The sequence below is a fragment of the Paenibacillus silvae genome, assembly GCF_014639235.1.
Classification (GTDB): Bacteria; Bacillota; Bacilli; order Paenibacillales; family Paenibacillaceae; genus Paenibacillus; species Paenibacillus silvae.
The window spans coordinates 300,179-307,216 of record NZ_BMFU01000006.1 but is presented as its reverse complement, the minus strand read 5'-3'; the positions used below and the strand labels follow the sequence as shown (position 1 = coordinate 307,216).

At 47.4% G+C, this 7,038-nt stretch carries 5 protein-coding genes and 11 tRNA genes; 14 read left to right on the top strand and 2 right to left on the bottom strand.

Translation table 11 applies throughout. The features are described 5' to 3' along the window. Positions 1-25: 25 nt before the first annotated feature. The 12 genes from IEW26_RS20770 to IEW26_RS20715 all read left to right on the top strand — a co-directional run bounded on the left by IEW26_RS20770 (position 26) and on the right by IEW26_RS20715 (position 2,540). A tRNA-Met gene (locus IEW26_RS20770) sits at positions 26-99 on the top strand. A 28-nt stretch (positions 100-127) separates the two neighbouring features. Next, positions 128-205: transfer RNA gene (locus IEW26_RS20765), tRNA-Asp, on the top strand. Positions 206-342: 137 nt separating this feature from the next. Beyond that, a tRNA-Thr gene (locus tag IEW26_RS20760) sits at positions 343-418 on the top strand. Positions 419-512: 94 nt separating this feature from the next. Further along, a tRNA-His gene (locus IEW26_RS20755) sits at positions 513-588 on the top strand. Positions 589-599: 11 nt separating this feature from the next. Beyond that, positions 600-674: transfer RNA gene (locus IEW26_RS20750), tRNA-Gln, on the top strand. 8 nt (positions 675-682) lie between these two features. Then, positions 683-755: transfer RNA gene (locus IEW26_RS20745), tRNA-Lys, on the top strand. 12 nt (positions 756-767) lie between these two features. Continuing rightward, a tRNA-Leu gene (locus tag IEW26_RS20740) sits at positions 768-855 on the top strand. 7 nt (positions 856-862) lie between these two features. Then, positions 863-937, top strand: a tRNA-Gly gene (locus IEW26_RS20735). A 7-nt stretch (positions 938-944) separates the two neighbouring features. Further along, positions 945-1,021: transfer RNA gene (locus IEW26_RS20730), tRNA-Arg, on the top strand. Positions 1,022-1,037: 16 nt separating this feature from the next. Further along, a tRNA-Pro gene (locus tag IEW26_RS20725) sits at positions 1,038-1,111 on the top strand. Positions 1,112-1,124: 13 nt separating this feature from the next. Further along, positions 1,125-1,195, top strand: a tRNA-Gly gene (locus tag IEW26_RS20720). Positions 1,196-2,105: 910 nt separating this feature from the next. Next, positions 2,106-2,540 carry a hypothetical protein gene (locus tag IEW26_RS20715; protein ID WP_188593705.1) on the top strand — a complete coding sequence of 145 codons (435 nt, stop codon included), beginning with the start codon at positions 2,106-2,108 and terminating at the stop codon, positions 2,538-2,540. 127 nt (positions 2,541-2,667) lie between these two features. Here the strand turns inward: IEW26_RS20715 and IEW26_RS20710 are convergent, their stop codons facing one another. Next, positions 2,668-3,534 carry a hypothetical protein gene (locus IEW26_RS20710; protein ID WP_145406360.1) on the bottom strand — a complete coding sequence of 289 codons (867 nt, stop codon included), beginning with the start codon at positions 3,532-3,534 and terminating at the stop codon, positions 2,668-2,670. A 132-nt stretch (positions 3,535-3,666) separates the two neighbouring features. Next, complete coding sequence (locus IEW26_RS20705; RefSeq protein ID WP_188593704.1) at positions 3,667-4,590, bottom strand: LysR family transcriptional regulator; 924 nt, start codon at positions 4,588-4,590, stop codon at positions 3,667-3,669. 239 nt (positions 4,591-4,829) lie between these two features. On the opposite strand from IEW26_RS20705, the gene IEW26_RS20700 reads away from it, so the two are divergent. Further along, the gene (locus tag IEW26_RS20700) at positions 4,830-5,897 is read left to right on the top strand and encodes an ABC transporter ATP-binding protein (RefSeq protein WP_229729954.1); all 1,068 of its coding nucleotides are present in this window, start codon (positions 4,830-4,832) and stop codon (positions 5,895-5,897) included. Positions 5,898-5,941: 44 nt separating this feature from the next. After that, entirely contained in the window at positions 5,942-7,018 is a 1,077-nt protein-coding gene (locus IEW26_RS20695) for an ABC transporter substrate-binding protein (RefSeq protein WP_188593703.1), read from the top strand. The last annotated feature ends 20 nt before the right edge of the window (positions 7,019-7,038 follow it).

The following is a 7,038-nucleotide window of genomic DNA, read 5'->3' as shown; positions in this document are numbered from 1 at the left end:
CTCCACCATATACTTTTTATAACGACGCGGGGTGGAGCAGCCCGGTAGCTCGTCGGGCTCATAACCCGAAGGCCGCAGGTTCAAATCCTGCCCCCGCAATTGAGACTTTCTTCACGGAAAGTGATCTGGAACCGTGGTGTAGTTGGCCTAACATGCCTGCCTGTCACGCAGGAGATCGCGGGTTCGAATCCCGTCGGTTCCGCCATTCTTATATGCTTCAGGGATGAGAATCCGGATTTGGGTTCGTCGGAGCATACACTTCGAGAGCATCTGCTTCGCAGTATCGAACGAAGTGAGAGTATCCCGTCGGTTCCGCCATCTTTACAAGCTATTTTACACCGTGCCGGTGTAGCTCAACTGGTAGAGCAACTGACTTGTAATCAGTAGGTTGGGGGTTCAAGTCCTCTCGCCGGCACCATTTTAGTATTTTGCAAATCAAGGCTTGTAGAGTGTATAATATATACTTTGATGGAAATACTGAAATACTCATGCATTATTCGTTTTACTTTATGGCGATCGTGGCGAAGTGGTTAACGCACCGGTTTGTGGATCCGGCATTCGGGGGTTCAATTCCCCTCGATCGCCCCATAGTTTCTTATTGGGGATTAGCCAAGCGGTAAGGCAACGGACTTTGACTCCGTCATGCATAGGTTCAAATCCTATATCCCCAGCCATTTACTATGAGTCATTAGCTCAGCTGGTAGAGCACCTGACTTTTAATCAGGGTGTCGAAGGTTCGAATCCTTCATGACTCACTTTCATATTTTGCGGTCGTGGCGGAATTGGCAGACGCGCACGGTTCAGGTCCGTGTGGGCTAACCCCCCGTGGAGGTTCGAGTCCTCTCGACCGCACCATATATTTGCGGAAGTGGCTCAGCGGTAGAGCATCGCCTTGCCAAGGCGAGGGTCGCGGGTTCGATTCCCGTCTTCCGCTCCAAATATATGCGCCCTTAGCTCAGCTGGATAGAGCGTTTGACTACGAATCAAAAGGCCGGGAGTTCGAATCTCTCAGGGCGCGCCATTATTTCCTTTCATATCGGGATGTAGCTCAGCTTGGTAGAGCACCTGGTTTGGGACCAGGGGGTCGCATGTTCAAATCGTGTCATCCCGATTTTTTGTTTTATGCGGGTGTAGTTCAATGGTAGAACTTTAGCCTTCCAAGCTAATAGCGTGGGTTCGATTCCCATCACCCGCTTTATAGTGTGTAACACCTTCAAGCCCCGTTGCAGCGGGTTTTTTTGTTTGTTTAAAATTCGACAAACTACCGGACTATTTCTGATCATGGGACAGATCATGGGGCAATTCTCAACTTTTTTAGGATCAAACCTCTCTAAACTGTCTGCCGCCTCTCTGGAGAATATCTCAAACTTATGAGTGTAGATATCGGCTGTCGTTCCGATCTTGGTATGCCGCAATCGTTACTGCATCGTTTTAAGGTCCGCGCCACTCTCTCTAAGCAACATAGCAGCCGTTTGCCGTAGCCCGTGCAGTTTGACATGCGCAATGCTTTTCTTCTGCAGAAACTTCCTAGATTCTTCTGTCTTGACCTCGCCTTCAATCTTCTGTCCGTCTTTATCAAATGTGATTTACTTATCGATCCAGATAGCATTTCGATCATAATCCACATCTGGCCATTCTACGACCAAGTATTCGCCCCGTCGGAAGCCGCCTAGGAGCGAACCAGTGCGGCTCAGGAAAAATTTTCTTGCCTTGATTGCAATGACAAATGGAAATGTCACCGACCTGGATAAGCGCCTGAAGCAGATAGAATCAGCTCAGGAATAATTCAGGAATATTTAACGGAATAGTTTACGGTTATTGACAAAACATCACCGCACTATCTCACTAGATTTTCGAGATTTTTGCAACCATAATCACAAGCGATCCGTAACCAAAAGGCCCTACCAGTTAATAAAATGTACCCTACAAGATGACCTTTTTTAAAGTGTCTATCTTTGTATCTTATAGGGTACATTTTATTATGCAAGAGCTCGTTTTTTATTATTGAATAGTAGGAGGTCTAGAAAGATGAAGTGAACCATATAATGAGATTTTGTGGTAAGCTATACTTGATAATATTTAATAAAGATATAGGAGGTTATCAAATGGTCCCTATGATATTTTTTGTCATTGTAATGACCTCATTAATTATTTATGGGAGTGGACAAAAGATAAGATCGAACAGATTAAAGAAAGAATTTGGTGCAGCATTACATTCGATTGGAATTCATCACTCAGGTCTACCTCAGGTCCCAGAGGGTAAGAAAGTGGATATACTGCTAGGTAACGGTAACTTGTATGTTAGTACAGATCAGCAAATATTTGAGCTTTCGCTATGTAAAGTGAATGGCGTACATTTTCCAGACAGACAAGGTAAAATGAATTTTCATAGTTTTTTGATTATTGGTTATAATATGAACGGCAGATATCGAAAAGTAAAATTAGGATTTTTTAAGTCTGCAGCAGCTAAAACATTTTTATGGGAGATTGAGAGACAGTTGTTCACTAATGACTCAAGTAATGGAATTATTCGATTATAATTCGTGATTGCTTAGTTTTGGTGTTGTAGAATATACATAGTATATATTTATCCTCCCGAAAAAGCTCCTCCTACTTGTATTCTAACAAGCAGAATGAGCTTTTGTTTCTACTTAAAATTTTCTTCCATTAATACCGTTCCAGAATCGTTTGTGTTTTCAGGCCATCGGCTGGGATCAGCCAGTTCTTGTTCTGGAGCAACTGCATCAACTGGCTGCGCAGACCAGATACAGCGGAGGTGTCAGCTGACTTGAATGAAACCTCAACGACATTCTCGGTGCCTGTACCTGCTGCATTACGGATAGGCCAGACTTCAAGGGTAAGCTCCTGACTGTTCCATGTACCTTCGTACCGCTGGAAGGTAATTGGGCCGTAGGCGCGAGCCTGTGTCAGCTGTTGTTTGCCCCAGTTGGAGGCAGACCAGTTTTTTAATTTACCGGGAAGCTTGTCCAGCAGCAGGTTCAAAGCATCTTTTTCGGAAGGCAGCTGTGTTCCTGATGTTTTGGTATCTACTTTTTTCGTATTGGAGAAGCTCAGGGTTTGTTTTCCATATCCCCAGTCAATCTCGGCCTCATAGTTATCATCCGATTGATCGAAGCCCTCCTGGTTCGCAAGCGTCAGCGCTGCATTAATATCTCCGTTAACGACAGGGTAACGTTTTTTGTAAGTCAGCTCGTAATTATTTTTGTCGTCCTTTTTGCGAAAACGAACATTCCATCCTGCTGCATCCAGTCCGAGAGCATTTGTGTCAAAGTACTCCACATTGATGTTTCGTGGTGTAGCGTCCAAACCAAGGGTCTGAATCACTTCGCTGCGGGGTGTACCATCGTTGTTTAATACAACTTCCGGCTTCGCCAGGAACTTCACTTCATAAGCCGGAACAGCATTGGCAGCAGCCGAAGCCGGCGGCGCCTCCAGAAAGGTCAGTCCACTTCCCAGGGTGACGATGCTCAGCATCAACGAGGCGGTTACTTTTTTCCACTTTTTCAAAACCATTCACTCTCCTAATCTGGATTAACGTACAGACCCCACTTTACCTTCCGATGATCCGAGTGTGATTAACGGGGAGTGCACATTACGTTAACCCTGCATAGATTTCATGAATGGACAGTTACAGTTTATATAGGTTCACCCGATAGGCTCTTGCTGAAAAGGTAGGGCTCTCATACCGGCCACCTCATGCAGCACCTCTTTGAAACGATTCACCTGAGCAGAGGGGAGGCGATCCTTGTTGTGTACCATATAGATATGGCGTGGTGCCTGCTCTCCCGGGAGGGGAAGCACCTGAATCATGCCTTGCCGCTCCTCCCACTGTACTGCCATCCGTGACATAAAGGAGATATGACCGCCGATTAATACAAGCTGTTTAATCGCTTCGAGAGAATCCACTTCTACTGTACTCCTTAGCCTGACCTCGTGCTGCGCCAGCCAGTGGTTGGTTAGCCTGCGGGTACTGGATTCATCGCCGTGTAATGCAAAAGGAATGGATGCGATATCTTCAGGTTCTATAGAAACTCTATGTGCTAGTCCATGCTTCGGCGAGCAGATGAGCACAAGATCATCTTTGCACAGTGTTTCTGCGTGAAGAACAGGCCCAACAAACGGCTCGGACGAGATGATACCCAGATCCAGTTGATGCTGAATGACCATCTGTCGGATCACCGGAGCTGGCTTAACAGACAGCACAATTCGAATACCGGGAAACTCTTGGGAAAACGTATGAAGCATGGCGGGCAGCAGATATGTAGCTGGAACATAACTTGCTCCAATATGAAGCGTGCCCCGGTACAGGCTGTCGTATTCCTTGACGACGCGGCGAGCCTCCTGGGTCAAAGCGTTGATTTTGACACAATAATGAAGCAAGGCTTGTCCGGCTTCGGTCAGAAATGTTTTTCCACTGCGGGATTCGAATAACCGGACCCCCATCTCTTCCTCTAGCGACTTCATGTGAAAAGTAACGGTAGGCTGCTTGATGCCCAGGATCTCGGCCACACTTGTCATATGATGATGTTTGTCGATCAGCTCGACAATTTGCAATTTGATCAGGTTCAAGCTCTCCACACTCCTTAGTTCTGCCACTTCCCTGGATTTGTAATGATCGGCTGCTTTCGAAGAAAAATCGTACCGTGTCTATCTATAGATTTAATCTATGAACATCAACAGAATTCATCTAAAAAGTTAATTCCCATTTTACAAACATGACAAACAACTCGCGAAAGCGGACGTTAGACTAAGAACAGTGCTAGAGAGAAGCACATGAGATAAGTACAAGAGGACAGGCAGGGATGCTTATGAAGCTGGAGTTAACCGGGATTCAAAAATCATTTCATCAAACGCCTGCACTGCTGCCCACCAATCTGACGCTAGAACACGGAAAATTCACCACTTTGCTCGGCCCTTCGGGCTGTGGCAAAACGACACTGCTTCGCATGATTGCCGGGCTGGAACAGCCGGATGCGGGGGAGATTCGTGCGGATGGAGAGTATATCTACTCTGCGGCAAAGCGGATCGATACGCCGACACACAAGCGTAATCTGGGCATGGTGTTTCAGGATTTTGCATTATGGCCGCATATGACGGTATATGAAAATGTAGCTTTCGGCCTGAAGGCTGGTAAACAGAAGTCCGATCTGCGGCAAAAGGTGAATGAGGCGCTCGGCATGGTTCGCCTGCAAGGCATGGAGGAGCGGTATCCACATCAGCTGTCGGGTGGACAGCAGCAGAGGGTTGCTTTTGCCAGAGCAGTAGCTGTGAAGCCGGGTGTAATTCTGTTTGATGAGCCGCTGAGTGCACTGGATGCCGTGCTTCGGGAAGAGATGCGAATTGAGATGATGTCACTCGTGCGCGATATGGGATTGACTGCCTTGTATGTGACACATGATCAGATTGAAGCGATGTCGATGTCGGATGAGATCGTGGTGATGCAGAAGGGACGGATTTTGCAAAAAGGTACCCCGGAAACGATCTACTCCGCGCCGAATGATGCTTTTGTCGCATCGTTTATCGGAAAGTCCAACTGGCTAACGCCTGATGAATCCATGGTTCGGCCGGAACATGTAACCTGGAACAAAACAGGCCATGACGATCTGGGCTATTCCGGAGTTGTACTCAGCGTTAGCTATGTAGGCGAACGTTACGAGGTGCGTGTGCAGATCGAAGGATTGGGTGTGTGGACGGCATATGCGAACCAAAGAGTACGCATAGGGGAAAGTGTGCAGCTCTACGTATCGCCAGAACGAATCTGCCGGATGGATGAGCAACAGCAGCAGCAGCTTGGCCGTTCAAAGCCGGATCAACCGCATGATATGAATCAGGGTCCGGGTGCAAAACAGCGAGAAGTGATTGCCGCCGCCAACTAACATTTTAAGCGAACTGAATCACAAACTAAAGGAGATGCATAAACATGTTCGGTATGAAATCACGTAAAAAGAGTGCAACGCTTCTATTAACAGCTGTAATGAGTCTCAGCCTGTTTGGATGCAGCACGGGGAACACAACAACTGGAAACGCAGCACAGCCTGCGGGGGAAGGAAATGCAGCAGCGGCAGCGGAATCGAAGGCTAAAGCAGCAGGAGGCAAGCTGGTATTGTATAGTGCAGGCCCTCAGAAGCTGGCGGACAATATCGTGAACGGGTTTACAGCCAAAACCGGTATTGAGGTGGAAATGTTCCAGGGCACAACGGGTAAAATTCTGGCTCGTATGGAAGCAGAGAAAGCAAATCCGGTTGCAGACGTTGTTATTCTTGCATCTCTGCCTTCGGCACAGGCGCTCAAAGCAGATGGACTCACCCTGCCATATCCGGAAGCAGCGAATGCGGACAAGCTGAACAAGGATTGGTCCGATGCAGAAGGTAATTACTTTAGCAGCAGTGCATCGGCACTGGGCATTGTGTATAACAGTAAACTGGTGACTACACCACCCAAGAGCTGGGCTGATCTGGCAACATCGGAATGGAAAGATGCCGTGAACATTCCAGATCCGACATTGTCAGGCTCCGCGCTCGACTTCATTACAGGTTACCTGAGTGCCAATGGAGAAAAGGGATGGGATCTGCTGAACGCCTACAAAGCGAACGGTGTAGCTATGGCTGGAGCGAATCAGGAAGCGCTTGACCCGGTGATTACGGGTGCGAAAAGCATCGTAGCAGCAGGTGTGGACTACATGGCCTATTCCGCCAAAGCCAAAGGCGAACCGCTGGATATCGTCTACCCTGAAGAAGGTACAGTGATTAGCCCAAGACCGGCAGCGATTCTGAAATCCAGTTCTAATGTAGAGAATGCCAAAGCGTTTATCGATTACCTGTTGTCGGATGAAGCACAGAAACTGGTAACAGATGCATATCTGATTCCGGGGCGTGAGGATATCGAAGCCACGAACCGTGCCAATGTGAAGGATATTCCACAGCTGAAGGTGGATTGGGCCTGGATGAGCGAGCATGGGGATGAGATTGCAGCACGTTTCTCCGAAACTTTTAAATAAGTGAAGAACAAATACAGAAA

Coding starts and splice junctions, on each gene's coding strand:
- IEW26_RS20715 (WP_188593705.1), top strand. CDS start 2,106: ATGGTCCCTATGATATTTTTTGTCATTGTAATGACCTCATTAATTATT.
- IEW26_RS20710 (WP_145406360.1), bottom strand. CDS start 3,534: ATGGTTTTGAAAAAGTGGAAAAAAGTAACCGCCTCGTTGATGCTGAGC.
- IEW26_RS20700 (WP_229729954.1), top strand. CDS start 4,830: ATGAAGCTGGAGTTAACCGGGATTCAAAAATCATTTCATCAAACGCCT.
- IEW26_RS20695 (WP_188593703.1), top strand. CDS start 5,942: ATGTTCGGTATGAAATCACGTAAAAAGAGTGCAACGCTTCTATTAACA.